The following is a 26,376-nucleotide window of genomic DNA, read 5'->3' on the forward strand; positions in this document are numbered from 1 at the left end:
CTACTTATAAACCACCCCGCCCTTGATCACCGACGTCACGTGCTGCAGCTCCGTCACGTCCTTCAGCGGGTCGCCCTTCACGGCGATCAGGTCGGCCGCCTTGCCGGGCGCCAGGCTGCCGATCTCCGACGACAGCGAGAAGTGGTCGGCCGCATTGACCGTCGCCGTCTGGATCGCCTCCAGCGGCGAGAGCCCCGCCTTGACCAGCAGGGCGAACTCGCCGGCGTTGTCGCCGTGGGCCGAGACGCCCGTATCGGTGCCGAACGCGATCTTCACCCCGCCCTCGTGGGCGCGGCGGGCCATGGCCAGCATCTTGGGACCGGCGTCCAGGGCCTTGGCCGTCTGGGCGGGGGTCAGGAAGTTGTTCGGCCCGGTGGCCACGCGATAGACGAAGTCGCCAGCCATCAGGGTCGGCACCAGATAGGCGCCGTTCTTCTTGAAGGCCGCGACGCTCTCGGCGTCCAGGAAGGTGCCGTGCTCGATCGAGTCGCCGCCGGCCTTCAGGAAGCTGTTGATGCCGTCGACGCCGTGGGCGTGGGCGGTGACCTTGCGGCCCATGCGGTGAGCGGTCTCGACGATGGCCGCCAGCTCGCCGTCCGAGAACTGCTGGGCCAGGCCCGCGGCGGTGTTAGAGAGCACCCCGCCGGTGGCGGTGATCTTGATGATGTCCGCGCCCAGCCAGACCTGCTCGCGCACGGCGCGGCGGCAGTCGTCGGCGCCCGAGCACACCGAGGTCGGCCGCAGCACGTGCATGACCTCCTCGCTATAGCCGTTGACGTCGCCGTGGCCGCCGTGGACCGACACGGCCGAACCGGCGGCGATGACGCGCGGGCCCGGCACGTCGCCGCGCTTGATGCCGTCGCGCAGGGCGAAGATCGCCTTGTTGTCGGCGCCCAGGTCAGCGACCGTCGTGAAGCCCGCCATCAGCGTCTTGCGGGCGAAGCCGGCCCCGACCAGGGCCTCGTCAGCGGCCGAGCGGGTCACCGCCTGCAGGCGGCCGTTGGGGTTCTGCTCGTGGGTCAGGTGGACGTGGCTGTCGATCAGGCCGGGCAGGACAAAACTGTCCTTCAGGTCCACGACCTTGCCGCCGGGCTCGGAGACGTAGCCGTCGACGATCTTCGTGACCTTGCCGTTCTCCAGCACCAGGGTCTTGGCCGTCTCGACCTTGCCCGTCGCCGGGTCGGCCAGCAGGCGGCCGGCCTGGACGAAGACGGTCTCGGCGCAGGCGACGCTGCTCAGCGCCCCGGCGATAGCCAGGGCGCAAACGCCCGACAGCAGTCGTTTCATATAGCCCCTAAGCCCCTGCCTTCTGCGCGAAGGCCCATGCTCCCTTGGCCAGGACCGGCACGCGCGCTTCCATCAGCTGCGCATGGGCGCTGGCGGCGGTGCCGTCACGGACGCGGCCGACGATGCCCTGGCAGATGCCGGCCAGTCTGAAGAGGTTGTAGCTGAAATACCAGTCCAGCTCGGGCAGGCCGTCGCGGCCGGTGGCCTTGCAGTAGCGCTCGACCGCCTGCGGGATGGTCGGCACGCCATAGGCCTGCAGGTCGGCGATCTCGGCCAGGCCGCCGCGCTGGTCGGACGGCATCACCCAGTTCATCAGGAAGTAGCTGAAGTCGGCCAGCGGATTGCCCAGGGTCGACAGCTCCCAGTCCAGCACCGCCACCACGCGCGGCTCGGTGGCGTGCAGGATCATGTTGTCGAGGCGGTAGTCGCCGTGGACGATCGAGGTCTTGTCATCGACCGGGCAGCTCTCGGGCAGCCACGCCATCAGCTTGTCCATCTCGTCGATGGTCCGGGTCTCGGAGGCCTTGTACTGCTTGGTCCAGCGGTCGATCTGGCGGGCGAAGTAGTTGCCGGGCTTGCCGTAGTCGGCCAAGCCGACAGCGGCGTAGTCGACATTGTGTAGGGCGGCCAGGGTGTCGATCTGGGCCTCGTAGATCGCCCGGCGCTCGGCCGGCTGGTAGTCGGGCAGGGTGCCGTCCCACAGGATCCGGCCTTCGACATTGTCCATGACGTAGAAGATCGTGCCGATCACCTCCTCGTCCATGCACAGGGCATAGGCCTTGGCGACCGGGAATTCGGCCTTGTTCAGACCCGAGATCACCTTGTACTCGCGATCGACGGCGTGGGCGCTGGGCAGCAGCTTGCCCGGCGGCTTGCGGCGCAGGACGTACTTCTTTGCCGGGGTGACCAACTGGTAGGTCGGGTTCGACTGGCCGCCCTTGAACTGGCGCACCTCCAGCGGACCGGCATAGCCCTCGACATTGGCTTCCAGCCAGGTCGCCAGCTTGGCCTCGTCGATCGCGTGGCGCGGGTCGACCGGCTTGGTGCCCGAGTTCAGGTCCTGGGCGGACTGTTCGGCGGCTTCGGCCATGCGCGTCTACTCCCCAACGCTTGTTTGAATGGGGAGTTTAGAGGGAGTGGGCGCTTAGGCAAGTCACTTGCCCCCTCCGCGCTGTCGCGCTCCTCCCCCTGCGAAGCAGGTCAGGTGGGGGCAAGTGTCAGGACTTCAGCGCCCGCCAGCCGATGTCGTTGCGGTAGAAGCCGCCTTCCAGCGAGATCGTCCCCAGCACCGCATAGGCCACGTCGCGGGCTTCGTGCAGGGTCGCGCCCAGGGCGCAGACGTTCAGCACGCGGCCGCCCGAGGCCCGCAGCGCACCTTCGGCGTCGCGGGTCGTGCCGGCGTGGAAAACCACCGCCTCATTGCCGAAGTCCGCCTCGGCGTCCTGGATCAGGCCGCCGGTCTTGGGGGCGTCGGGATAGCCCTCGGCGGCCAGGACCACGCAGATCGCCGCTTCCTCGCGCCACTTCGGCAGCTCGGCGCTCGCGAGTTCGCCCTTGGCGCAGGCCAGCAGGATCGGGACGATGTCGCTCTCCAGACGCAGCATCAGCGTCTGGCACTCGGGGTCGCCGAAGCGAGCGTTGTATTCCACGAGCTTGGGCCCCGTGGGCGTCAGCATCAGGCCGGCATAGAGCACGCCGACGTACGGATTGCCCTCGGCCGCCATGCCTTCGACGGTCGGCACGATCAGTTCGCGCCAGGCCTGGTCGATCAATGCGTCGGTCAGGACGGGCGGCGGCGAATAGGTGCCCATGCCGCCGGTGTTGGGGCCTTCGTCGCCGTCATAGGCGCGCTTGTGGTCCTGGGCCGCGCCGAACAGCACGGCGGTCTTGCCGTCGGAGAGGGCGAACAGCGAGGCCTCTTCGCCGTGCATGAACTCTTCGATCACCACCCGCGCGCCGGCCGAGCCGAAGCGGCCGCCCAGCATGTCGACCACGGCGGCGTCGGCCTCGGCGCGGGTCGCGGCGATGACCACGCCCTTGCCGGCGGCCAGGCCGTCGGCCTTGATCACGAACGGGGCTTCCAAGGTGTCGAGGAACGTCCCGGCCGAGGCCGCGTCCTCGAACACGCCATAGGCCGCCGTCGGCAAACCGTGGCGCTGGCAGAAGTCCTTGGTGAAGGCCTTGGACGTCTCCAGTTGCGCGGCGCGCTGGCTGCCGCCGAAGCAGGGGATGCCGACCACCGCCAGCTTGTCGGCGAGACCGACTTCCAGCGCCGACTCCGGTCCGACCACTACGAGGTCCGCGCCGATCTCTTGGGCCAAGGCCACCAGGGCATCGGCGTCGGTCGCCTTAACCGCGCGCAGCTCGGCGACGGCTTCGATACCAGGATTGCCCGGCGCGGCGACGAGGCGGCCGCACAGCGGCGACTGGGCGATCTTCCAGGCCAGGGCGTGCTCGCGCCCGCCGGACCCGACGAGGAGGATTGTCAGCTTTTCCATGAGGCCGGGGTGTGACGCGCAGGGGGGCGTGGGTCAAGGCCGTCCGAGACCTACTTGTCCCAGGTCACGGGTCCCCAGGGCTGGCGATCAGCCCAAGCCTGGGCTTCCCCTATCGTCTGAAAGTAGCCACTGGATGTCTGACCGACACTGTAAAGGCGTCCGTCAGGCCCCAACGGCGTCTGCTCAAAGGTGTCGCCGTGTATCTCGGTTCCTTCGTAGGCGCAGTCATCCAACCAAGCCGCATATGCTGGATCGTGGTCATAAGCGACGATCGCGATCCGCCGCGGCAGTTGGCCATCGTATAGCCAGGACCCGCCAAGGACGGGCTCTCCGAGATAGTCGTTCAGAGCCATGCTCAGAACCTATCGCGCCTGCGCCCTCGCGCCAGCTGTATTCCGCCCCCGTTCGCCACGTCCGGCCCCACGGGCATAGCCGTGACCGCCACCCGCCAGCACGGTGCCGCCATGGAAAACCTCTTCTCCCCCACCCTGGCCCTGCACATCGGCTGCGGCTTCGCGCTGGTCGTCGTCGGCCTGATCCCGATCCTGACCCGCAAGGGTTCCCGCCTGCATCGCTGGGCGGGCCGGACTTTCGTCGCGCTGATGGCCACGCTGCTGGCCGCCGCCTGGGTCATGACGGTCATCCACTTCAACGCCTATTTCGCGGCCCTGTCGGCGACGGCGACACTCACCCTCTTCTCCGGCGTGCGCGTCCTGCGCCGCAAGCGGCCGGACGTCGACCCTCGCCAGCGGGCCACCGGACTGGACTGGGGCGTCACCCTGGCCGTGGTCGCCATTGGAGGCTGGGTCGCGTTCCTGGTGGCGACGGGGCAGACGGGCCGCAACGGCGCCGTCGCCATGGCGCTAGTCTACGGCGCCGTCTCCATGGGCGGCTGGGACCTCTGGCGCTTTGCCCGCCCCACCGTCTGGCCGTTCTCGCCGGACCTCTGGACCTACGAGCATCTTCTGAAGATGCTGGGCGCGTACGGCGCGGTGCTCAGCGCCTTCTCGGGCAATTTCCTGACCTTCCTGCCGACGCCATGGAGCCAGCTCTGGCCGACCCTAGTGTTCCAACCGATGGCCGTGATCTGGATCGCCGTGCTGGTGCTGCGTCGCCGGCGGCGCCAAGCCTTGGCGCTCGCCTGAAGGCCCTGCCGACCGCCGCCTGGGTCTGGGCGTTCACGGCCTATAGCTGGCTGATGACCACGATCTGCGCGGCCTGGTTCGGCCGACGCTTTTCAGAAGCGCGCGGGGTCGAGCTGGGCATGGTCGACTCGTTGCTCTGGCAGGGTTCGGTATATGCCGCCTGGCTGCCGGCGGCGGGGATCGTCTGGCTGCTGCTGCGCCGCTTCGGCGCCGGCGGGCGAGGCTTCGTCGCCACGGCCGTCGCCGCCCTGGCGATCGTGCCGCTGGAGGCCCTGGCCTCCACGCTGATCGACCAGCTTTTCATCGGCCAAGGCGACCTGGCCGGTCGGGTGCTTGGTCGGACGCCGGTCTGCATCCTGCTCTGCACGGCGATCGTCGCGGTGGGTCTGGCCGCCGCCCACCACCGCCGCGCCGCCGAGGCCCGCGCCCGCAACGCCTTGCTGGAAGCGGCCCTCGCCGAAGCCCGAGCGGTTCCTGCCGCGCTCGAGACCGAGCGCCTGATGGTCATGGCCGGCTCACGCCGCGTCCCGGTGGAGATGTCGGCGGTCGAGTGGTTCGCCGCCGCCGACAACTATGTCGTCGTTCACTGGGGCCGCCGCGAGGGCTTGCTGCGCGCGACGCTGCAGAGCCTGGAGGCGCGCCTCGATCCCCGCCTCTTCGCCCGCGCCCATCGCTCGGCGCTGGTCAACCTGGCCCATGTCGGCGAAGCCCAGCCTCTGTCCGACGGCTCCTGGCGCCTCACCTTGACGAGCGGCGCCGAGGTGGTGACCAGCCGCACCTATCGCGACGCCCTGCTCAAGCGGCTGGGGCGCTGATTCGAGACCCGGCGCCCGCCTCCCGCGCGACTGCACGCGGCCGATACACGCCATCGTAGGCGCGCCTTGAGCGATCGATCAACTCCGCAACCGTTTGCGTGAAAATCGGATCGCTCGGCGGCTGCGTCCTATTGTCCCGCTCGCCCCGATTGACTGGGCGCTCGGCTTGTCAGCGGCGTCTTGTCACCCTCTAAGCAACGTTCAGTTCGCTTACCCATTCAAGGCTTTGGATCGAACGACTACCAGGGACACCGCCGCGCGCATGGCCGCAGACGACCACGACTCGCACCCGACCCAGGCGCTGCACTCGCGCGCCTTCCTCGACGCGGTGGTCGAGAGCGTGCCGGCCATGCTGGTGGTCAAGAATGGCAAGGACGGTCGCTTCGTCCTGATCAACCGCGCCGGCGAAGACCTGCTGGGCGTGCCCCGCACGGCCCTGATCGGCCGCAACGACGCCGACTTCTTCCCCGCCGACCAGGCCGCCTTCTTCGCCGAGATGGACCGCAAGGTGCTGGACAGCAACCGCGTCTGGGTCATCGACGAGGAGCCGCTGACCACGCCGCACAACGGCGAGCGCTGGCTGCAGACCAAGAAGATCGCCATCCCCGGCGAGGGCGACGAGAAGCTGCTGCTGATCATCAGCGAGGACATCACCGAGCGTAAGAACTCGGCGGTCGCCCTGAAGGCCGCCCTCGAAAGCGCCCAGGCCGCCAGCGTCGCCAAGTCGGAATTCCTGGCCAATATGAGCCACGAGATCCGCACCCCGCTGAACGGCGTCCTGGGCATGGCCCAGGTGCTGGCCCAGACCGAGCTGACCGACCGCCAGCGCGAGATGATGGACGTGATCCTCAACTCGGGCCGGGTGCTGAATGCTCTGCTCAGCGACATCCTGGACCTGGCCAAGGTCGAGGCCGGCGAGGTCGAGCTGGAGACCGCCCCATTCGGCCTGCGCGCCGGCCTGACCGCCGCGGCCGCCACCTTCGAGGGCCTGGCCCACCAGAAGGGCCTGACCTTCTCGCTGGACTTCGCGGACGGCTTCCACGACCGCGCCGTCGGCGACGCCCTGAAGATCGGCCAGATCGTCAACAACCTGATCAGCAATGCGGTGAAATTCACCTGCGAGGGCTCGGTCTCGGTGCGGGCCGCCACTCATGAGACTCCCGATGGCGCGATCGCACTGAAGGTCGAGGTCCAGGACACCGGCGAGGGCTTCTCGCCCGAGGTCCAGGCCAGTCTGTTCGAGCGCTTCGTCCAGGGCGACGGCTCGATCACCCGCCGCTTCGGCGGCTCGGGCCTGGGCCTGTCGATCGCCCTGCGCTTCGCCAAGCTGATGGGCGGCGACATCACCTGCCAGTCGACCCCGGGCGAAGGCGCCTGCTTCCGCTTCACCGCCGTCCTGTCCCCGGCCGAGGCCGAGGAACCGGCGCCCGCTCGCCGCGCGGCGCCCGCGCCGTCGTCGGAGCGCCTGCGGGTGCTGCTGGCCGAGGATCACCCGACCAACCAGCGCGTCGTCGAGTTGATGCTGGGCGAGATGGCCGACCTCGTCGTGGTCGAGAACGGCGCGGCGGCGCTGGACGCCTTCGACACCCAACCGTTCGACGTGGTGCTGATGGACACCCAGATGCCGGTCATGGATGGGCTGACGGCCATCCGCGCCATCCGCGAGCGCGAGGCGGACCTGGGCCGGGGCCGCATCCCGATCATCTCGCTGACCGCCAACGCCATGCCGCACCAGGTCGAGGCCTGCCTGGAGGCCGGCGCCGACCTGCACCTGGCCAAGCCGATCACCGTCACGGGTCTGTTCGAGAGCATCGCCAAGGCCGTCGACCTCGCCGCCGACGCGGACGAGGAAGCCCACGACCGCGCGGCGGAGGCTTAAAGCCCTTCGCTTGACCTGGCGCAGACCGGCGATACCCTCCCCGCATGACGGCGCACGGCGACGGTGAGAAGACGTATCGCGACCGGATCGAGGATCCAGTTCTGCGACAGGCGGTCGACGCCGTCGACGCCGGCGACCTCGATACACTGAAGGCCCTGCTGGCCGCCCATCCCGACTTGCCGACCCGACGCGCCCGGTTCGAGGGCGAGGCCTATTTCCGCGCCCCCGCTCTCCTGGCCTTCGTCGCCGAGAACCCGGTGCGCAACGACCGCCTGCCACCGAACGTGGTCGACCTCGCGCGAGCGATCCTCGACGCCGGAACCGCGCCCGCCGACATCCAGGAGACGCTGGGCCTGGTCGCCTCGGGCCGCGTCGCCCGCGAGGCCGGCGCGCAGGAGCCGCTGATCGCGTTGCTGGTCGCGCACGGCGCCGATCCGACACCGGCGCTCGGCGCGGCCTTGGTTCATGGAGAGTTCGCTGCGGTCCGCGCCCTGCTGCGACTGGGCGCGGCGCCGACCTTGCCCGTCGCCGCCGCCCTGGGCGAGGATACCGACGCCGCGCGACTGCTCGCGGCGGCGAGCCCCGCCGAGCGCCACCTGGCCTTGGCCCTGGCCGCGCAGTTCGGCCGGACCGCGATCCTGAAGCGCCTCCTGGAAGCCGGCGAAGACCCCAGCCGCTTCAACCCGCAAAACGCCCACGCCCATTCGACGCCTCTGCACCAGGCGGCCTGGGCCGGACACACCGACGCCGTCCGGCTCCTGCTAGAGTACGGCGCGCGGCGCGACCTGCGCGATACGTTGTGGGATGGCGCGGCGGCCGATTGGGCCCGCCACGCGGGCAGGCCCGAGATCGCCGCCTTGCTGGACGGGGCCTAGATCGCGGGGACGTCCTCGCCCTTCGACAAGCTCAGGTGAGGACGACTCTCGGCGCCGCAGTAGAAAACCTCATCCTGAGCTTGTCGAAGGACGAGGTTTTCGGCCCTAAGCCGCGTCCAGATCCAGCGAGTACCCCGCCGAACGCACCGTGCGGATCGGGTCCCCGTCCGTGGTGCCGTTCAGCGCCTTGCGCAGGCGGCCGATGTGGACGTCGACAGTGCGGGCCTCGACATAGACGTCCGAGCCCCAGACGGCGTCCAGCAGCTGCTCGCGGCTGAACACCCGGCCCGGGTGCTGCATCAGATAGTCTAGCAGGCGGAACTCGGTCGGGCCGAGGTGGATCTCCTTGCCGCCGCGCTTCACGCGATGGGCGACCCGGTCGATGATGATGTCGCCGACCGTAATGCGGTCGTCGGCCAGGCCCGGACGGATCCGGCGCATGACGGCTCGGACGCGGGCGGTCAGCTCGACCATCGAGAAGGGCTTGACGACATAGTCGTCGGCGCCGGTGTCGAGGCCCCGGATGCGGTCCGTCTCCTCGCCGCGCGCCGTCAGCATGATGATCGGCACGTTGCGCGTCTCGGCCCGGCCGCGCAGGCGACGGCAGACCTCGATGCCCGAGACCTTGGGCAGCATCCAGTCGAGGATGACCAGGTCCGGGGCCCGCTCGTTGGCCATGATCAGGGCTTCCTCGCCGTCGCCAGCGACGCCGACGCGGTAGCCCTCCTTGTCGAGATTGTAGTGCAGCAGGGTGGCGAGGGCGTCTTCGTCTTCCACCACCAGAACGTAGGGAGTCACTTCAGGTCGCCTCTATCGGTTTACTGCGCCACGACGTCGAGCTTGGGACGCTGCGACACCAGTTCGTCGCCAGTCAGTTCGAAGTGGATGATCTCGGCGATGTTGGTCGCGTGATCACCGATGCGCTCGAGATTCTTGGCCACGAACAGCAGATGAGCGCAGGCGTTGATCGTGCGCGGATCGGCCATCATGTAGGTCAGCAGTTCGCGGAAGATCGAGTTGTAGTGCTCGTCGACTTCTTCGTCGCGGCTCCACACGCCGATGGCGCGCTGCAGGTCCGAGGTCGTGTAGGCGTCCAGGACGTCCTTCAGGCGGCTCTGAACCAGCTTGCCCATGCGCTCGATCGAGCGGGTCAGGGCGGTCATCGGGTCGGCTTCCGTGAGGATCAGCGCGCGCTTGCCGATGTTCTTGGCCATGTCGCCGCAGCGTTCCAGGCTCATCGAGATCTTCAGGGCGGCGACGGCGTGGCGCAGGTCCACGGCCATCGGCTGGCGCAGGGCGATCAGGCGGAAGGCCTTGCGCTCGATCTCGCCTTGCAGAGCGTCCAGGCGCTCGTCGCCGGCGACCACGGCCTGGGCCAAGGGCCCGTCGCGACGGGCGATGGCGGCGATGCAGTCGGCGACCTGGCTCTCGGCGATGCCGCCCATGCGGGTGACTTCGGCCGTGAGGTGGGCCAGCTCTTCGCCGTACGACTTGACGGTATGTTCGGTCATCTCGTGATCCCTCCCGGTACGCTTAGCCGAAGCGGCCGGTGATGTAGTCTTGGGTGCGGCTGTCGCGAGGATTGGTGAACATCTCCTCGGTCGGACCGCTCTCGACCAGCTTGCCCAGGTGGAAGAAGGCCGTGCGTTGCGAGACGCGGGCGGCCTGGGCCATCGAGTGGGTGACGATGACGATGCAGAACTGGCTGCGCAGCTCGTCGATCAGTTCCTCGATCTTGGCGGTGGCGATCGGGTCCAGGGCCGAGCAGGGCTCGTCCATCAGGATCACTTCCGGCGACACGGCGATCGCGCGGGCGATGACGAGGCGCTGCTGCTGGCCGCCCGACAGGCCGGTGCCCGGCTGATGCAGGCGGTCGGCGACTTCGTTCCAGAGACCGGCCTTCTTCAGGCTGCTCTCGACGATGGCTTCCAGCTCGGCCTTGCCGCCGGTGGCCAGGCCGTGGATGCGCGGACCGTAGGCGACGTTCTCGAAGATGGTCTTCGGGAAGGGGTTCGGCTTCTGGAACACCATGCCGACGCGCGAGCGCAGGACCACCGGGTCGACGCTCTTCAGATTGACGTCATTGCCGTCGATCTCGATCGAGCCTTCGACACGCGCCGTCGGGATCGTGTCGTTCATGCGGTTGATGCAGCGCAGGAAGGTCGACTTGCCGCAGCCCGACGGGCCGATAAAGGCGGTGACCGACTTGGCCGGGATGTCGAGGTCGACATCGAACAGGGCCTGCTTCTCACCGTAGAAGACCTTGACGTTGCGCGCCTTGATCTTCGGCTCGCCGACCGGAGCGGTCGCGTGAGCGTGCGGGACGGTGGTGTGGATCACGGGCGTGTGGCCGGTGTCATCGGGGCTTTGGACGTTCATGGCGTGTCCCTGGAGAAGGGGCGAAGCGAGAGGGTTCAGGATCAGGGTCATGTGAAACCTACCAGCGGCGTTCGAAGCGGCGGCGCAGGATGACGGCCGCGGCGTTCATGACGATCATGAAGACGAGGAGGACGATGATGGCGGCGGCGGTGCGCTCGTGGAAGGCGCGCTCGGAAGCGTTCTCCCAGATGAACACCTGGACCGGCAGCACGGTGGCCGCGCCGGTGAAGCCTTCCGGCACGCCGGGCACGAACGAGACCATGCCGATCATCAGCAGCGGAGCGGTTTCGCCCAGGGCGTGGGCCAGCGACAGGATGGCGCCGGTCATCACGCCGGGCATGGCCAGCGGCAGCACGTGGTGGAAGACCGTCTGGGTCTTCGACGCGCCGACGCCCAGGGCGGCTTCGCGGATCGAGGGCGGCACGGCCTTCAGCGCCGAGCGGGTGGCGATGATCACGGTCGGCAGGGCCATCAGGGCCAGCACCAGACCGCCGACCAGGGGCGAGCTTCGCGGCACGTTCAGCCAGTTGATGAACAGGGCCAGGCCCAGCAGGCCGTAGACGATCGACGGCACGGCCGCGAGGTTGTTGATGTTGACCTCGATAATGTCCGTCCAGCGGTTCTTCGGGGCGAACTCTTCCAGGTAGGTGGCGGCCAGCACCCCGACCGGCACCGCGATCAGGGCGGTGATGATCAGCATCATGGCCGAACCGACCACCGCGCCCAGCACGCCAGCCTGTTCAGGCTCGGTCGAGTCGGAGTTGGTGAAGAAGGCGAAGTTGAAGCCCGACTTGATCACGCCCGCCTTCTGGAGCTGGTCCAGCCAGTCGAGCTGCTGGTTGTCCAGCTTGCGGTCGCCTTCGGCGGTCGCGCGCTCGATCTCGCCCTTGAAGTAGAGGTCGGCGTCGGCCTTCAGCGGGCCGTGGATCTCGATCGTCTTGCCGATCAGGCTTTGGTCGGCCTTCAGCTTGTTGAGGATCTGGAAGCCGAAGTCGCGCGACACCAGGTCCTGGACGTTGGTCGAGGTGGTGCCCAGGTCGTCGTCCTGCACGCCTAACTTCTTCATCACCGCCTCGGCGACGATGTAGTCGTAGTTGACGCCCGAGAGGTCCGACGTGTCGATGCGGTCCGGGTTCAGATAGACCGGCACGCTCAGCGTGTGGGTTTCGAAGGTCGTGTAGCCCTGGCTCACGATCCGGCCGACCAGCACCACCAGGAAGATCATGGCGACGATGATCGCGGCCATGCCTTGAGCCTTGAACAGGCGCTCGGCGCGGTGGCGCTTCTTCAGGCGGGCTTCGGCGGCCGAGGAGGCCTGGCGCGGAGCGGCCGCGCCGATGGTCGCGTCAGTCATATTGTTCCCGGTACTTCTGGACGATGCGCAGGGCGATGATGTTCAGCGTCAGGGTCACCACGAAGAGGGTGAGGCCCAGGCCGAACGCCGACAGCGTCTTGGGGCTGTCGAATTCCTGGTCGCCGGTGAGCAAGGTGACGATCTGGACGGTGACGGTGGTCACCGTGTCGAGCGGGTTGACGGTCATCTTGGCCTGCAGGCCCGCGGCCATGGTCACGATCATGGTCTCGCCGACGGCGCGGGACACGGCCAGCAGCATGGCGGCCATGATGCCCGGCAGGGCGGCCGGCAGGACGACCTTCTTGACCGTCTCCGACTTGGTGGCGCCCATCGCGTAGCTGCCGTCACGGAGCGACTGCGGCACGGCGTTGATGATGTCGTCCGACAGCGAGGAGACGAACGGGATCAGCATGATCCCCATCACCACCCCGGCCACCAGGGCCATCTGGTTCTGGACTTCCATCAGGTAGGTGGCCAGCGGGCCGGCCGGCAGGGCCGCGCCGATGGCATTGAAGCCGGCGCGGAACAGCGGACCCACGGTCAGGGCGGCGAAGAAGCCGTAGACCACGGTCGGGACGCCGGCCAGGATCTCCAGCAGCGGCTTCACGATGCCCCGCACCGGACGGCTGGCGTATTCCGACAGGTAGATCGCTGAGTAGAGACCGACGGGCGCGGCCACCAGCATGGCGATCAGCATGATCAGGAAGGTGCCGGCGAACAGCGGCACGGCCCCGAAGGCGCCCGCCGAGGCGACCTGGTCGGCGCGCATGGCGATCTGCGGGCTCCACTCGGTGCCGAACAGGAACGAGATCGGATTGACGCTCTGGAAGAAGCGCCAGCTTTCCCAGACCAGCGAGAGCACGATGCCCAGGGTGGTCAGCACGGCCGCGACCGAGCAGCCGATCAGCAGGACGCCGATCCAGCCCTCGACCCGGTTGCGGGCGCGGAATTCGGTGGAGATGCGCGGGAAGGCGACCAGGAACCCAGCCAGGGCCAGCACGGCGGCGGCGGCCAGCATGCCGATGTTCAGGGTCGTCTCGATGCGCTTGGCCTCGACCACCTTGGCGTCCAGCGCCGCCTTCAGCTCGCCTTCGTAGGTCACCTCGGAGGGCGACTGCTTGGCGGCGATCGCGTGGGCGTCGCTATAGAAGACGGCCTGACGGTCCGGCTCCAGCGCCTGGACGGCGGCGGGGCGCGTGGACTGCAGCATCGCGTCCTCGACGCGACCGCCGAACGCGGCGCCCAGCAGTAGCAGCAGCGCGGCGGGCACGCCGGCCCACAGGGCCGCGTAGGTCCCGTAGTAGTCCGGCAAGGAATGGAGGACGCGCGCGCGGCCTCCGGTGGCGGTCACGGCGCGCCGGCGGCCGGCCACGAAGGCTCCGCCGGAGAAGAGCGCCAGGACGAGAAGTGAGAGCCAGGTCAGCATGCGTAAAGCTAATCTTGCGCCAAGTTGTCGAAGGCTCCGCAGGATCGCGGCCTTCCCCCGGGGCCGATCTATGACCGGCCGGCGCTGTGCTTATGCGACACTTAGATGACAGTTACGTGACAGCACCCGGGGCGCCGCCGAAGGCCTTGAAAAATCAGGCTTCCGCGATCGCGGTCGAGGTCGCCGGCCGCTCGGCGCCCGCCTTGGCCATCGGCAGATAGACACCGAATGTGGCGCCCTCGCCCTGGACGCTCTCGACGGTCAGCCCGCCCCGGTGACGATTCATGATGTGCTTGACGATGGCCAGGCCCAGGCCCGTGCCCGAGCGGTCGCCGCTCTTCTGGCCCTCGACCCGGTAGAAGCGCTCGGTCAGGCGCGGCAGGTGCTCGCGCGCCAGGCCCGGCCCCTTGTCGGTGACGCGCAGCACGGCATAGCGCTCGGTCGGGTGGTGGTCGGGAGTCAGCAGCGACATCCGCGAGGCGGCCGCGTCCCGGGCGGCGGCGGCGGCCTCGACCGCGAGGCCGGGGAACACCTCGACCCGCACGACGCCGTCCTTGGGCGTGTACTTGATGGCGTTGTCCACGAGGTTCTGGATCACCTGGATGATCTGGTCCCGATCGCCGTCGACCACGGCCCCGCCGCGCGGCGGCAGGACGGGATCGAAGGTGACGCCCTTGTCGCGGGCCTGGGGCGCCAGGGCGTCGATGACGTCAATAGCGGCCATCGAGAGGTCCACCCGGCCGAGCGGCGCGATGTGCTCGTTCAGCTCGATGCGCGACAGGCTCATCAGGTCGTCGATCAGCCGCGACATCCGTTCGGCCTGGGCCAGCATGATGGCCAGGAACTTGTCCCGCGCGCCCGGATCGTCCTTGGCGTGGCCGCGCAGGGTCTCGATGAATCCCGACAGCGAGGCCAGCGGCGTGCGCAACTCGTGACTGGCGTTGGCAAGGAAGTCGGCGCGGGTGCGCTCGCTGCGGCGCGCGTCGGTCTCGTCGCGCAGGGCCAGCAGGGCGAGGCGCGAGCGGCCGGCGCTTTCCTTCAGCGGCCGGGCATAGGCCAGCCAGGCCCGCCCCTGGGTTCCGCCCGTCTCGAACTCGACCATGCCCTCGACATTCCCGAACAGGGCTTCGTCGACCGCTTCCAGCACGCGCGGGTTCCGCACGGCCGTGACCAGCAGCCCGCCGCGGGCCTGGATCTTGAACAGCTCGCGCGCGGCGGCGTTGGCGAACAGGAAGTGGCGGCCGGTCAGGTCGTCGGCTTCCTCGGCCGCGATGACCATCAGCGGATCGGGCAACCGGTCAAGAATCGCCGCGAAGGGCGGGGTCTCCTCGACGGAGGCGGCCGGGGCCAGGCCCGCTCCCGGCGCGGGCTGCGCCGCCGCCCCGCGCGACCGTCGCGTCAGCCACCAGCCGGCGGCCACCGCGCCCAAAGCGGCGACCAGGGCCGGCGCGGGCCGGGCCATGCCGAGAACGGCCAGCACCAGAATCGCGGCCGGGCCGAGCATGATCAGCCAGAAAGCGCTTACGGCGCGGCTTTCCGGACCGTCCGGGGGCGTGTTCGCCAGCGGCATGGAGAGGCTCACAGATTCAAGCGAGGGGCGATTCGTCGATCCAGATATGGCGCCCTGCCAAGCCATGCGATAGACGGTTGGCGCCTTAGTACGTGTCGCGGGCGGGACTCACCGCATTTTCGCCGCAACGTGACCTGAATTAGTGGCGCGGGTTTCTTTCGAGGTGTCGTTCGTAATGCAGCGCAAGGTCCTGGTCGCGACAGTCGCGGCCGCTCCTCTCCTGGCCATGGGTTTCGCCGCGTTGGCGGAAACCTCGGTCTCCACCGCGCGTACGACGCCGATCGCCACCAGCACGGCTACGGGTACGGCGGCCGACGACATCAAGATCACCGCCGACGGCTCGATCAAGCCGACCACGGCCGGGGCGATCGTCACGCTGGACAGCAACAACAAGGTCGCCAACTCGGGCACCCTGTCGACCACGGGCGTCAATGACGGCGTGGGCGTGCTGATCATCGGCGGCAAGACGGGCTCGCTGACCAACTCGGCCACCATCTCGCTGCTGGAAGACTATACGGCCACCGACACCGACTCGGACGGCGACCTCGACGGCGTGTTCGCCCAGGGCAACAACCGTTTCGGCGTACGCCTGACCAACGCCGGGACCTTCACCGGCGACATCGTCAACGACGCCACGGGTATCATCAGCATCGAGGGCAACAATTCCGCCGGCATGCTGCTGGAGGGTCCGCTGGTCGGCAACCTGACCAACCTGGGCAGCATCAGCGTCACCGGCGACAACGCCTATGGCGTGCGGATCGCCGCGCCTGTCACCGGCACGGTGCGGCTGGGCGGCTCGATCAACGTCCAGGGCGTGAACGCGGTGGCCCAGGCCATCGATTCGACCGTCAACGGCGCCCTGGTCCTGCAGGGCACGACCAGCTCGACCGGCTATCGCTACACCTCGCGCCCGCTGACCGTGGACGCGATGAACAAGCTGGACGCCGACGACCTGCTGCAGGGCGGCCCGGCCGTCCGCATCGCTGGCGACGTGACCGGCGGCGTGCTGCTGCAAGGCCTCAACTACTCGACCAAGGTCGGGACCGACGGCGTCACCACCAGCACCGTGATCACCTCGAGCACCAGCGGCTCGTCCAGCATCACCGTGTTCGGCTCGGCGCCGGCCCTGCAGATCGGCTCGGCCAGCCAGAACGTGACCCTGGGCGCGGTCGGCGCGGGCGACAACGCCTACGGCCTGGTCGCCAAGGGCACCATCTCGGCCTCGGGCGTCTATAACAACGTCAGCGCCACGGGCCTGTCGATCGGCGCCGGCGGCGGCCGCACGACCACGATCACCGGCGGCGTCCGCAACGACGGCCAGATCTCGACGACGACCTACGAGGCCGACGCCACCGGCGTCATCCTGAACGCGGGCGCGATCGCCAACGAGATCCTGAACCGCGGCGCCATCGCCTCCAGCTCGTCGTCGTTCGCCACGTCCGGCGTCACCGCTTCGGCGCGCGGCCTGGTGCTGGGCGCCGGCTCGACCACGACCAGCGTGCGCAACACCGGCGCCATCAGCGCCACCCGCACCGGCGAGACGGGCGACGCCGTCGCCATCCTCGACCAGGCGGGCACGCTGCGGACGATCACCAACACCGGCGCGATCCGGGCGGCCCTGTCGGCTCCGATCTACAAGCAGGACGGCACCGCCGCCGCCAGCACCACCACCGCCGCGGGCAAGGCGATCGCCCTGGACCTGCGCGCCAACAGCGCGGGCGTGACCTATACCCAGTCGGGCCCGACCGACTTCACCTCGACCACCACCTTCCCCAGCACCGACACGGTCACCAGCGCGGACACCACGTCCACGACCATGGCCCCCAGCACCGTCGGCGACGTGCTGTTCGGCAATGGCGACGACACGCTGAACCTGTGGAGCGGCACGCTGCTGGGCGAGATCTCGTTCGGCAAGGGCCAGGACCGCTTCTCGATCGACGGCGGCGCGGTGGCCCTGGGCAAGCTCTATGACGACGGCGGCAAGCTCGACATCTCGATCGCCAACGGCAGCCTGGGCATCGTCAACACCGACACCATCAGCCTCACCAGCCTGACCGTCGGCGCCAAGGGCAAGATCCTGTTCTCGGCCGACCCGGCCGCCGGCGTGAACACCCGCCTGGCCGTCGCCGGCCCGGTCAACATCGCCACGGGCGCCGAGCTGGGCATCCGCCTGGCCAACCTGGTCAAGCAGCCGACCACCTTCACGGTGATCTCGAGCTCCAACATCAATGTCGGCACCATCGGCAACGGCCTGCTGGCCGAGTCGCCGTACCTGTACGTGGCCACCAGCCGCGCCGACGCCAACAACGTCTATATCGACGTCCGCCGTCGCACCGCGGCCGAGATCGGCTTCAGCAAGGCCGAGACCTCGGCCTACGACGCCGTCTTCGCGGCCCTGGGGACCGATTCGACCCTGGCGGCCAACTTCCTGAACCAGAACACCCGCGACGGCTTCCGCGACGTCTACGACCAGATGCTGCCCGACCAGGGCGAGGGCCTGTTCGCGGCCCTGCAGTCGGTCAACCAGCAGATCTCGGCCAACACGATGTTCCGTCCGGATCCGGGCGACCGCTACGGACCCGACAGCTTCTGGATGCAGGAGATCAACTCGCTGACCCGTCGCGACACCGACCAGACCCTGGGTTCCGACACCCAGGCCTTCGGTTTCGTCGGCGGCTACGAAGCCATGGGCGACGCCGGCGGGGCCCTGGGCCTGACCCTGGCCTATGTCAGCGTCGAAGAGCACGACACCGTCGCCAAGGTCGGCGAGCAAACCACCGCCTCGTTCGTCCAGACGGGCGCCTACTGGCGTAGGTCGATCGGCGGCTGGCGCATGAACGCCGGCGGCGGCGTCGGCTACGGCTTCTTCCAGGGCGACCGCCGCTTCATCGCGCCGGACACCAATGGCGACGGCCTGGCCGACCTGTCCCTGAAGAACACCGCCGACTGGAACGGCATGACGGCCAACGCCTATGCGGGCATGGCCTACGAGCAGAAGTTCGGTCGCTTCTTCGCCCGTCCGGAAGGCCGCCTGGACTATGTCTGGCTGCGTGAAGGCAAGCGGGCCGAGACGGGTGGCGGCGACGGCTTCGACCTGACCGTCGACAAGCGCACCTCCAGCAACCTCAGCGGCGAACTGGGCGTCGTGTTCGGCGCCGACTTCGGCAAGACCGTGTGGTGGCGTCCGGAAGTTCGGGTCGGCTATCGCCAGACCCTGGCCGGTTCGGTCGGCGACACGGTGGCCCGCTTCAAGGGCGGCAACCCGTTCACCCTGGCCGCGCTGGACGACAAGGACGGCGCCCTGACCGCCGGCTTCGCGCTGCGCGCGGGCACGCCGATGTCGTATCTGGCCGTCGAAGGCGGCGTCGAAGCCACCAAGAAACAGAAGCGCTACAACCTGCGTCTGGCCGGCCGGGCGATGTTCTAAGACGGCTTCCTAGCCCTCGATCAAGCGCCAGAAATACCAGAAAGCCGCTCCGGGAAACCGGGGCGGCTTTTTCCGTCTACGGAACGTTAACCGTTTAAGCGTCTGATATGGCTGAAGATTCGCAGCGTTTTCCGCGACACTTCGCCGCGCCCTGCAGAAAAACTCACGGCCGGTTTCCCTAATCTCTATTTCAGAGCTAGGAATAATGATTTTCCCTAGCTCGGCAGGTCGGCCCGCACCGCGGCGCCGAGAGGGGACTACACATGATCAAGACCAAGACCGCCTTCCGCGCCGCGCTCATCGCCGGCGTCTCCCTGCTGGCCACCGCCGGCGCCGCCGCGGCCCAGACCGCGACCAGCCCGGATGACGCCGCCGCACGCATCGCCGCGCTGGAAGCCCAGTTGCAGACCCTGCAGCAGCAGGTCGCCGACCTGAAGGCCGCGACCGCCGCCAGCCTCAAGGACGTCCGCACCGTCCAGAGCGCCACGACCGTCAGCATCGCCGGCGCCAAGCCGACCATCGCCTCGGGCGACGGCGCCTACACCGCCACGCTGCACGGCGTGATGCAGCTGGACGCCGCTCAGTACTTCCAGGACAAGGGCCTGCCGGCCGTGCTCGGTAACGCCCGCGACCTGAACAACGGCGCCAACTTCCGCCGCGCCCGCCTGGGCGTCGACGGCAAGTTCGCCAAGAATTTCGACTACTCGATCCTGCTGGACTTCGGCGGCGCGGGCACCGACGGCGCCGGCCAGCTGCAGGAGCTGTTCGTCCAGTACAACTACGCGCCCTTCAAGATCCGGGTCGGCGCCTACGCTCCGAACCTCGGCCTCGAAGACGCCGCCTCGACCAACGGCTCGCTGTTCCCGGAACGCCCGTCGGCCGCCGAAGCCGCCCGCAGCCTGGCCGGCGCCGACCGCCGCATCGCGCTGCAAGGCCAGGTGGTCAAGGAACGCTGGCTGCTGTCAGCCGCCGTCTCGGGCGCCAAGGCCGGCGACGCCCAGACCTTCGACGAGCAACTGGGCTACCTCGGCCGCTTCGCCTTCATTCCTTTCAAGGGCTATGACTGGCTGGTCCACGCCGGCGCCAACGCCAGCGTCGTGGTCACGCCGGCCCAAAGCACGGCCCTGACCGGCGCCTACGGCGTCACGCTGCAGGACCGTCCGGAACTGCGCGTCGACGGCCAGCAGCTGGTCACCACCGGCGCCATCGACGCCAAGGGCGCCCGCCACTACGGCCTCGAATTCGCCGCCCAGAAGCAGAACCTGCTGATCCAGGCCGAGGCCTACAACTACAGGATCGACCGCCGCAACGCGGCCGCCGGCGTCACCAATCCCAAGTTCAAGGGCTGGTACGTCGAAGGCGGCTGGGTGCTGACGGGCGAGGCCCGCAAGTACAACGTCAACAACTTCGCGTTCGACGCCCCAGCCATCACCAACCCCTTCGATCCGAAGGCGGGCAAGTGGGGCGCCTGGGAACTGGCCGGCCGCTACTCGGTTCTCGACCTGAACCACCACGAGAACGCGACCCTGGCCGGCGATCGCGTGCGCGGCGGCGAACAAACCATCTGGACGGCCGGTCTGAACTGGTTCCCCAATTCGGTGACCAAGTTCTCGATCGACTACCTGGACGTCGACATCGACCGCAAGGATCCGGCCGGCGGCCTCCTGCCGCTGAGCCAGAGCTACCAGGCGGTCAACTTCCGCAGCCAGTTCGCGTTCTAGTTCGAGTTCCCGCTTTGAAGGCCGCCCGCCGCGAAGGCTGAAGCCATCGGGCCGGGCGGCCCCCTCTCTCCCAATTTACAAGACCGCCGCGCCGCGCGCGCCGCCTCGAAAAGACCTTCCAGAAAGGACCGTCCCATGAGTGACACCATCAAGGCTCCGACCCGTCGTGGACTGCTGGCCGGCGCCGGCGCGGGCGCCGCGGCCCTGGCGGCAGGCGCCGCTCCGAACCTCGCAGTGGCCCAGGCCAAGCCGGTCACCCTGCTGAACGTCAGCTACGACCCGACGCGCGAGCTCTACAAGGACATCAACGCCGCCTACGCCAAGTACTGGAAGGGCAAGGTCGGCCAGGACCTGGTGATCAACCAGAGCCACGGCGGCTCGGGCAAGCAGGCCCGCTCGGTCATCGACGGCCTGCAGGCCGATGTCGTCACCCTGGCGCTCGCCTACGACATCGACGAAATCGCCGCCAAGGCCAAGCTGCTGCCGGCCAACTGGCAGTCGCGCCTGCCGCAGAACTCGACTCCCTACACCTCGACCATCGTGTTCCTGGTCCGCAAGGGTAACCCCTGGAAGATCAAGGACTGGGGCGACCTGGTGAAGCCGGGCATCGACGTCATCACACCGAACCCGAAGACCTCGGGCGGCGCGCGCTGGAACTACCTGGCCGCCTGGGCCTGGGCCCTGAAGCAGCCGGGCGGCAACCCCGCCAAGGCCGAGGCCTTCGTGAAGGCCCTGTTCGAGCACGTTCCGGTGCTGGACACCGGCGCCCGCGGCGCGACCACCAGCTTCACCCAGCGTGGCCTGGGCGACGTGCTGCTGGCCTGGGAGAACGAGGCCTACCTCGCCCAGGACGAGCTGCCGGGCAAGTTCGACATCGTCTATCCGTCGCTGTCGATCCTGGCCGAGCCGCCGGTGGCGATCGTCGACAAGAACGTCGATCGTCACAAGACCCGCACCATCGCGGAAGGCTATCTGAACTTCCTGTACAGCCCGCTGGCCCAGGAGCTGATCGCCAAGAACTACTATCGTCCGCGCAACGCCGACGTGGCGACCAAGTACGCCGCCAGGTTCAAGAAGATCCCGCTGGTGACGATCGACGACACCTTCGGCGGCTGGAAAAAGGCCCAGACCACGCACTTCAACGACGGCGGCCTGTTCGACAAGATCTACCAGCCCAAGTAACGCCCATTCAAAGGGCCGCCCGTACCGGGAAGCACGGACGGTCCTTCGAACAGCGCGGCGGCCGCCGGTAACCCGGCTATTCCTCCCCTGGTCCGCCGCGTTCAAAAATGGCGGGAGCTCCAGCCGAGCTCCCGCCATTTCATTTTTCCATCCAACCTATGTTGGGAACCCGACACCTTCGGGTACGTTGAGCGTCCACGGGGAGGTGGGAGCTTGACCACAGGCATGAAAGATTATCCGGAAGCGCCGGGCGCCGATGACGCTCCCCCCGCCGTTCGTAGCGCCGAGGATCTCGAAGCAATCATCGAGGCTCGCACCCAGGAGCTGACCCAGGCCCTGGAGCAGAAGACTGCGCTGCTCCACGAGGTGGATCACCGGGTCAAGAACAACCTGCAGCTCATCTCCAGCCTCCTGCTTTTGCAGAACCGCCGCGTGACCGATCCGGCGCTGAAGGCGTCGCTGCGGGGCATGCTGGGCCGGGTCAACGCCATCGCCACCGTCCACCGCCGCCTGTTCCAGAGCGACGACGTCGAGCGCTTCGACGTCTCGGCCTTCATCCGCGACATGGTCGCCGACCTGATGGGCTCGGCCATGCGCGAGGACATCCGTGTCGAGCTGGATCTCGAGCGCGTCGACATCCCGGCCGCCAAGGCCGCCCCCTTCGCCCTGGTGATCAACGAACTGCTGACCAATGCCCTTCGGCACGGCTTCCCCGAAGGACACGGTGGGCGGATCTTCATCGGCGTCAGTCGCCAGGAAGGCGAATTCCGGATCGAAATCACCGATGACGGCGTTGGAATTGACAAGGACAGCAAGCCCTCGGGCTTCGGCCTCACCATCGTCCAGCTGCTCTGCCAGCAGTTGAAGGCCAAATGGGAGACCACCGATGCGGAACCTGGAACCCGCGTGATCGTTCTGCTGCCCGTGAACGGTACGCATTGAAGTAGGGACGAGTTTGTTATGAGCGGCCGAACGCTCGACGTGTTGATTGTCGAAGACGAGATGCTTCTCGCGATCGAACTGGAACATCTGGTCGAGGAAGTCGGCTGCCATTCGCTGGGCTGCGCCATGAGTTCGGACGAAGCCGTCGATCTGGCCGAGAAGCTCCACCCCGATCTGGCCCTGGTCGACGTCCACCTCAGCGACGGCCCGACGGGCGTCGACGTGGCCCGCAAGATCTCGCAGGACTGCGGCGGCGTCGCCCTGTTCATGACCGCCAACGTCAAGCGCCTGCCCGACGACTTCGCCGGCGCCTGCGGCGTGATCGGCAAGCCCTATTCCGAGCACGGGGTGAAGACCGCCCTCTCCTACCTGACCTACTGCCTGACCGAGGGCCACGTGCCCGGTCCGGCCCCGGTCGGCCTGACCCTGGCTCCGGCCTATGCCGAGCTTTGGGGCCTCAACGACGTGATGCAGCAGACCGCCTGATGGCCCTGCCGCCGGTCGCCGTCGCGGTCGGAACCGCCGCCGCCCTGCTGTCGATCACCAGCTTCGCGCCGCAGATCCTGAAAATCTGGCGCGAAAAGGACGCCTCGTCCGTTTCGCTGCGCACCTATGTCGTCACCGTCACCGGCTTCTCGTGCTGGATCGTCTACGGGATCCTGATCCGGGCCTGGCCCGTCATCGCCTCGAACATCGCCTGCCTGCTGATGTCTGGCGCGGTGCTGGTCATGAAATGGCGGTTCGATCGCACCGGACCCAAAGCCCGCTCAACCTGAAGAACGCCGTTACTTGAAATAGATCCGTTCACGGCGCAGTTTTTCGCCGACGGCTCCGCGACCTCCTGGCCACCCAGCCGCCTCACGGTTCTTCAGGAGAGTCCAATGCTGAAATCCATCGCGCGAACGGTGGCCCTGGCCGCCCTGCTCTGCACGCCCGTCCTGGCCCAGACGCCCGGCGCGCGGTCCAGCAGCTCGATGACCACGACCAACACCTGCGCGGCGACGCCCGAGTGCTCCAGCCGCACCGACTGTCCCAGCGGCGCCAAGCCGATGATGATGGACTCGTGGAGCACCTCGAACGCCCGCTCGTCCAGCTACAGCTTCGGGGCCAGCCAGAGCTCCCCGCCCACCTCGGGAGGCATGAGCTCCGGCAAGAGCTCGGGATCCAGTTGCACGTGCACCTGCCAGCCCTCGCTGAGCAGCGGCGACAAGAGCAGCCCCCAGCTCCTCACATCGCCTGCGTCGGGCAGCAGCAAGCCTCACTAGACCGCCCCATCGGGTCGCGACGAACCCGCGAGGCGTCCGTTTTTGATGACAGGGGGGGCGGGGTCCGCTATCGAGGCGCCGCCTAATCTCCTTCGAGGACAGACGCTTGACCGACGCCGCCGAGGAAGCCGGCTGGGCCACCGCCAAGACCCTGGCCGAGGCCCTGCCCTATATCCAGATCTACGACCGCGAAACGGTCGTGATCAAATACGGCGGCCACGCCATGGGCCAGGAAGAGGTGGCCAAGGTCTTCGCCGCCGACGCCGTGCTGCTGAAGCTCTTGGGCGTCCATCCGGTGGTTGTGCACGGCGGCGGTCCGCAGATCAGCCGCATGCTCGACAAGGCCGGCGTCAAGTCGACCTTCGTGGACGGCCTGCGCGTCACCGACGAAGCCACCATGGAAGTGGCCGAGATGGTCCTGTCGGGCGCGATCAACAAGGAAATCGCCAGCTGGATCACCCAGGCCGGCGCCGAGGCCGACGTGCGCGGCGTGGGGCTGTCGGGCAAGGACGCCCGCCTGATCACCGCCGAGAAGGTGACCCGGACCAAGAAGGATCCGGACAGCAATATCGAGCAGGCCGTCGACCTGGGCTTCGTGGGCGAGCCGACCAAGGTCGATCCGCACATCATCCAGACCCTGCTGGCGTCGGAAACCGACTACATCCCGGTGATCGCCCCGATCGGCGTCTCCGACGCGGGCGAGACCTTCAACATCAACGCCGACACCGTGGCCGGCGCGCTCGCGGGCGCCCTCAAGGCCAAGCGGATGCTGATGCTGACCGACATCAAGGGCGTGCTCGACGCCAATGGCGAACTGATCCGCCAGATGACGTTGGAAGAGGCCCGCGCGCTGATCGACACCGGCGTCGCCACCGGCGGCATGATCCCCAAGCTGGAAAACGCCATCCACGCCGTGGAATCGGGCGTCGAGGCCGTGGTCATCCTGGACGGCCGTCGCCCGCACGCCATGCTGGTCGAGCTGTTCAGCGAGCACGGCGCGGGCACGCTGATCTCGCGCTGATGTCGGCCGACCTCACACACGTCGACACCTGGCTGTTTGACCTCGACAACACCCTGTACCCGCTGGAAAGCGAGTTCATGGGCCTGATCGAGGTCAAGATGACCGACTTCGTCGAGCGCCTGACCGGACTGCCGCGCGAAGAGGCCAAGGCCTTGCAGCACGGCTACTTCAAGGAACACGGCACCACCCTGGCCGGCCTGATGACCCATCACGGCATCGAGCCCAAGGCGTTCCTGGACGAGGTCCACGACGTCTCGATGGAGCGCCTGATCCCCAGCCCGGAACTGCGCGCCGCCATCCAGCGCCTGCCCGGCCGCCGGCTGATCTTCACCAACGGCTCGGTCGGTCACGCCGAGCGCGTGCTGGCCCACCTGAACCTGCGCGACCTGTTCTCCGAGATCTTCGCCATCGAGACGGCCGACTATGTGCCCAAACCCTCGTTGAGCACCTTCGACAAGATCAGCAAGCTGCACGCCATCGATCCGCCGAAGACCGCCTTCTTCGAGGACAGCGAGAAGAACCTCGTCCCGGCCGCGCGGCTGGGCATGACCACGATCCTGGTCGGGGCCCACGCCAAGGACTCGACCTCCGAACACGTCCATCACCGCACCAACGACCTGCCCGCGTTCCTGAACGCGGCCCGCCTGCAAGGAAGCCCGCAATGACCGCTGTCAGCCTCGCCGACCTCCAGACCGAGATCGAAGCCGCCTGGGAAGCCCGCGCCGACGTCTCGGCCGCCACCACCGGCCCCGTCCGCACCGCCGTCGACGAAGCCCTGCTGCTGCTCGACAGCGGCAAGGCCCGCGTCTCGGAGAAGGTCGACGGCGAGTGGATCACCCACCAGTGGCTGAAGAAGGCCGTGCTGCTGTCGTTCCGCCTGAACCCCAACACCGTCATGCGCGCCGGCAGCCTCGGCGGCGGCGTCGGTCCGTGGTGGGACAAGGTGGCCAACAAGTTCGACGGCTGGGACGCCCCGCAGTTCGAGGCCGGCGGCTTCCGCGCGGTGCCGGGCGCGATCGTCCGTCGCGGCGCCCACATCGGCAAGAACGTCATCCTGATGCCGTCGTTCGTGAACATCGGCGGCTATGTCGACGAAGGGACCATGGTCGACACGTGGGTCACGGTCGGCTCGTGCGCGCAGATCGGCAAGAACGTCCACCTGTCGGGCGGCGTCGGCATCGGCGGCGTGCTGGAGCCCCTGCAGGCCAACCCGACCATCATCGAAGACAACTGCTTCATCGGCGCCCGCTCGGAAGTCGTCGAGGGCGTGGTCGTCGGCGAAGGCTCGGTCCTGTCGATGGGCGTGTTCATCAGCGCCTCGACCCAGATCATCGACCGCGCGACCGGCCAGGTCCACATCGGCAAGGTGCCGCCCTACAGCGTCGTGGTCCCGGGCAGCCGCCCCGACCCGAAGAGCGGCCTGGGCCTCTACTGCGCGGTGATCGTCAAGACGGTAGACGCGCAGACGCGCTCGAAGACGTCGATCAACGACCTGCTGCGGGACTGAGTTTGGCGGAGACGTCCTCGCCCTTCGACAAGCTCAGGGTGAGGACGAATTCTAGCGCCGCGCATCAGTAGAAACCTCACCCT

The 26,376-nt window shown here is 68.2% G+C and carries 22 protein-coding genes and 2 pseudogenes; 15 read left to right on the forward strand and 9 right to left on the reverse strand.

The genetic code is table 11. The features are described 5' to 3' along the window. The 3 genes from AC07NN_RS16430 to purD all read right to left on the reverse strand — a co-directional run bounded on the left by AC07NN_RS16430 (position 1) and on the right by purD (position 3,785). Positions 1-1,287 carry a metal-dependent hydrolase family protein gene (locus tag AC07NN_RS16430; protein WP_494643054.1) on the reverse strand — a complete coding sequence of 429 codons (1,287 nt, stop codon included), beginning with the start codon at positions 1,285-1,287 and terminating at the stop codon, positions 1-3. A gap of 7 nt (positions 1,288-1,294) precedes the next feature. Further along, positions 1,295-2,377, reverse strand: a complete 1,083-nt coding sequence (locus tag AC07NN_RS16435; protein ID WP_494643057.1) for a phosphotransferase family protein — start codon at positions 2,375-2,377, stop codon at positions 1,295-1,297. A gap of 127 nt (positions 2,378-2,504) precedes the next feature. After that, positions 2,505-3,785, reverse strand: coding sequence for a phosphoribosylamine--glycine ligase (gene purD / locus AC07NN_RS16440; RefSeq protein ID WP_494643059.1), 1,281 nt, complete (start codon positions 3,783-3,785; stop codon positions 2,505-2,507). 434 nt (positions 3,786-4,219) lie between these two features. On the opposite strand from purD, the gene AC07NN_RS16445 reads away from it, so the two are divergent. The 5 genes and pseudogenes from AC07NN_RS16445 to AC07NN_RS16465 all read left to right on the forward strand — a co-directional run. Continuing rightward, positions 4,220-4,930 (forward strand): DUF2306 domain-containing protein, encoded by a 711-nt coding sequence (locus tag AC07NN_RS16445; protein WP_494643062.1) that lies wholly within the window; start codon positions 4,220-4,222, stop codon positions 4,928-4,930. Continuing rightward, positions 4,927-5,745, forward strand: a complete 819-nt coding sequence (locus tag AC07NN_RS16450; RefSeq protein WP_494644011.1) for a LytTR family DNA-binding domain-containing protein — start codon at positions 4,927-4,929, stop codon at positions 5,743-5,745. Before AC07NN_RS16445 ends, AC07NN_RS16450 begins: the two co-directional genes overlap by 4 nt. A 262-nt stretch (positions 5,746-6,007) precedes the next feature. Continuing rightward, entirely contained in the window at positions 6,008-7,624 is a 1,617-nt protein-coding gene (locus AC07NN_RS16455) for a PAS domain-containing sensor histidine kinase (RefSeq protein WP_494643067.1), read from the forward strand. A 44-nt stretch (positions 7,625-7,668) separates the two neighbouring features. Continuing rightward, positions 7,669-8,499: an ankyrin repeat domain-containing protein gene (locus tag AC07NN_RS16460; RefSeq protein WP_494643072.1), complete on the forward strand. Its 831-nt coding sequence runs from the start codon at positions 7,669-7,671 to the stop codon at positions 8,497-8,499. Then, positions 8,445-8,599, forward strand: a pseudogene (locus AC07NN_RS16465) (hypothetical protein); the annotation flags it as partial. The gene AC07NN_RS16460 and the pseudogene AC07NN_RS16465, both read left to right, overlap by 55 nt. Positions 8,600-8,604: 5 nt before the next feature. On the opposite strand, the gene phoB reads toward AC07NN_RS16465, so the two are convergent. The 6 genes from phoB to AC07NN_RS16495 form a co-directional block, all read right to left on the reverse strand. After that, a complete protein-coding gene (gene phoB, locus AC07NN_RS16470) occupies positions 8,605-9,297 on the reverse strand; it encodes a phosphate regulon transcriptional regulator PhoB (RefSeq protein ID WP_494643074.1) in 693 nt (230 codons plus the stop codon). Between the two features lie 20 nt (positions 9,298-9,317). Beyond that, positions 9,318-10,010 carry a phosphate signaling complex protein PhoU gene (phoU, locus tag AC07NN_RS16475; protein ID WP_494643077.1) on the reverse strand — a complete coding sequence of 231 codons (693 nt, stop codon included), beginning with the start codon at positions 10,008-10,010 and terminating at the stop codon, positions 9,318-9,320. 22 nt (positions 10,011-10,032) lie between these two features. After that, the gene (pstB, locus tag AC07NN_RS16480) at positions 10,033-10,878 is read right to left on the reverse strand and encodes a phosphate ABC transporter ATP-binding protein PstB (protein WP_494643079.1); all 846 of its coding nucleotides are present in this window, start codon (positions 10,876-10,878) and stop codon (positions 10,033-10,035) included. A 58-nt stretch (positions 10,879-10,936) separates the two neighbouring features. Next, positions 10,937-12,232: a phosphate ABC transporter permease PstA gene (gene pstA, locus AC07NN_RS16485; RefSeq protein WP_494643082.1), complete on the reverse strand. Its 1,296-nt coding sequence runs from the start codon at positions 12,230-12,232 to the stop codon at positions 10,937-10,939. Next, entirely contained in the window at positions 12,225-13,658 is a 1,434-nt protein-coding gene (gene pstC / locus AC07NN_RS16490; RefSeq protein WP_494643084.1) for a phosphate ABC transporter permease subunit PstC, read from the reverse strand. Before pstC ends, pstA begins: the two co-directional genes overlap by 8 nt. Positions 13,659-13,812: 154 nt before the next feature. Continuing rightward, positions 13,813-15,228, reverse strand: a complete 1,416-nt coding sequence (locus tag AC07NN_RS16495) for a sensor histidine kinase (protein ID WP_494643087.1) — start codon at positions 15,226-15,228, stop codon at positions 13,813-13,815. Positions 15,229-15,391: 163 nt separating this feature from the next. Between AC07NN_RS16495 and AC07NN_RS16500 the strand changes: the two genes are divergently transcribed. The 10 genes and pseudogenes from AC07NN_RS16500 (at position 15,392) to dapD (ending at position 26,293) form a co-directional block, all read left to right on the forward strand. Next, positions 15,392-18,655 (forward strand): autotransporter outer membrane beta-barrel domain-containing protein, encoded by a 3,264-nt coding sequence (locus AC07NN_RS16500; protein ID WP_494643092.1) that lies wholly within the window; start codon positions 15,392-15,394, stop codon positions 18,653-18,655. A 263-nt stretch (positions 18,656-18,918) separates the two neighbouring features. Then, positions 18,919-20,376, forward strand: coding sequence for an OprO/OprP family phosphate-selective porin (locus tag AC07NN_RS16505; RefSeq protein ID WP_494643097.1), 1,458 nt, complete (start codon positions 18,919-18,921; stop codon positions 20,374-20,376). Between the two features lie 135 nt (positions 20,377-20,511). Then, positions 20,512-21,558, forward strand: coding sequence for a sulfate ABC transporter substrate-binding protein (locus AC07NN_RS16510; protein WP_494643101.1), 1,047 nt, complete (start codon positions 20,512-20,514; stop codon positions 21,556-21,558). Between the two features lie 306 nt (positions 21,559-21,864). Further along, positions 21,865-22,500 (forward strand): annotated as a pseudogene (lovK, locus tag AC07NN_RS16515) (photosensory histidine protein kinase LovK); the annotation flags it as partial. An 18-nt stretch (positions 22,501-22,518) separates the two neighbouring features. Further along, positions 22,519-22,986 carry a response regulator gene (locus AC07NN_RS16520; RefSeq protein WP_494643106.1) on the forward strand — a complete coding sequence of 156 codons (468 nt, stop codon included), beginning with the start codon at positions 22,519-22,521 and terminating at the stop codon, positions 22,984-22,986. Beyond that, a complete protein-coding gene (locus AC07NN_RS16525) occupies positions 22,986-23,276 on the forward strand; it encodes a SemiSWEET family sugar transporter (protein WP_494643110.1) in 291 nt (96 codons plus the stop codon). The genes AC07NN_RS16520 and AC07NN_RS16525 overlap by 1 nt, the downstream gene beginning before the upstream one ends. A gap of 105 nt (positions 23,277-23,381) precedes the next feature. After that, on the forward strand, positions 23,382-23,765 hold the full coding sequence (locus tag AC07NN_RS16530; protein ID WP_494643115.1) for a hypothetical protein: 384 nt from the start codon (positions 23,382-23,384) through the stop codon (positions 23,763-23,765). 106 nt (positions 23,766-23,871) lie between these two features. Continuing rightward, positions 23,872-24,786 carry an acetylglutamate kinase gene (gene argB / locus AC07NN_RS16535; protein ID WP_494643117.1) on the forward strand — a complete coding sequence of 305 codons (915 nt, stop codon included), beginning with the start codon at positions 23,872-23,874 and terminating at the stop codon, positions 24,784-24,786. Then, entirely contained in the window at positions 24,786-25,451 is a 666-nt protein-coding gene (locus tag AC07NN_RS16540; RefSeq protein WP_494643119.1) for a pyrimidine 5'-nucleotidase, read from the forward strand. Before argB ends, AC07NN_RS16540 begins: the two co-directional genes overlap by 1 nt. Beyond that, positions 25,448-26,293 carry a 2,3,4,5-tetrahydropyridine-2,6-dicarboxylate N-succinyltransferase gene (gene dapD, locus AC07NN_RS16545; protein ID WP_494643121.1) on the forward strand — a complete coding sequence of 282 codons (846 nt, stop codon included), beginning with the start codon at positions 25,448-25,450 and terminating at the stop codon, positions 26,291-26,293. Before AC07NN_RS16540 ends, dapD begins: the two co-directional genes overlap by 4 nt. The last annotated feature ends 83 nt before the right edge of the window (positions 26,294-26,376 follow it).

Source organism: Caulobacter sp. GW821-FHT09H08 (assembly GCF_059415885.1).

Coding starts and splice junctions, on each gene's coding strand:
- AC07NN_RS16430 (WP_494643054.1), bottom strand. CDS start 1,287: ATGAAACGACTGCTGTCGGGCGTTTGCGCCCTGGCTATCGCCGGGGCG.
- AC07NN_RS16435 (WP_494643057.1), bottom strand. CDS start 2,377: ATGGCCGAAGCCGCCGAACAGTCCGCCCAGGACCTGAACTCGGGCACC.
- purD (WP_494643059.1), bottom strand. CDS start 3,785: ATGGAAAAGCTGACAATCCTCCTCGTCGGGTCCGGCGGGCGCGAGCAC.
- AC07NN_RS16455 (WP_494643067.1), top strand. CDS start 6,008: ATGGCCGCAGACGACCACGACTCGCACCCGACCCAGGCGCTGCACTCG.
- AC07NN_RS16460 (WP_494643072.1), top strand. CDS start 7,669: ATGACGGCGCACGGCGACGGTGAGAAGACGTATCGCGACCGGATCGAG.
- phoU (WP_494643077.1), bottom strand. CDS start 10,010: ATGACCGAACATACCGTCAAGTCGTACGGCGAAGAGCTGGCCCACCTC.
- pstB (WP_494643079.1), bottom strand. CDS start 10,878: ATGAACGTCCAAAGCCCCGATGACACCGGCCACACGCCCGTGATCCAC.
- pstA (WP_494643082.1), bottom strand. CDS start 12,232: ATGACTGACGCGACCATCGGCGCGGCCGCTCCGCGCCAGGCCTCCTCG.
- pstC (WP_494643084.1), bottom strand. CDS start 13,658: ATGCTGACCTGGCTCTCACTTCTCGTCCTGGCGCTCTTCTCCGGCGGA.
- AC07NN_RS16495 (WP_494643087.1), bottom strand. CDS start 15,228: ATGCCGCTGGCGAACACGCCCCCGGACGGTCCGGAAAGCCGCGCCGTA.
- AC07NN_RS16505 (WP_494643097.1), top strand. CDS start 18,919: ATGATCAAGACCAAGACCGCCTTCCGCGCCGCGCTCATCGCCGGCGTC.
- AC07NN_RS16510 (WP_494643101.1), top strand. CDS start 20,512: ATGAGTGACACCATCAAGGCTCCGACCCGTCGTGGACTGCTGGCCGGC.
- AC07NN_RS16520 (WP_494643106.1), top strand. CDS start 22,519: ATGAGCGGCCGAACGCTCGACGTGTTGATTGTCGAAGACGAGATGCTT.
- AC07NN_RS16525 (WP_494643110.1), top strand. CDS start 22,986: ATGGCCCTGCCGCCGGTCGCCGTCGCGGTCGGAACCGCCGCCGCCCTG.
- AC07NN_RS16530 (WP_494643115.1), top strand. CDS start 23,382: ATGCTGAAATCCATCGCGCGAACGGTGGCCCTGGCCGCCCTGCTCTGC.
- AC07NN_RS16540 (WP_494643119.1), top strand. CDS start 24,786: ATGTCGGCCGACCTCACACACGTCGACACCTGGCTGTTTGACCTCGAC.
- dapD (WP_494643121.1), top strand. CDS start 25,448: ATGACCGCTGTCAGCCTCGCCGACCTCCAGACCGAGATCGAAGCCGCC.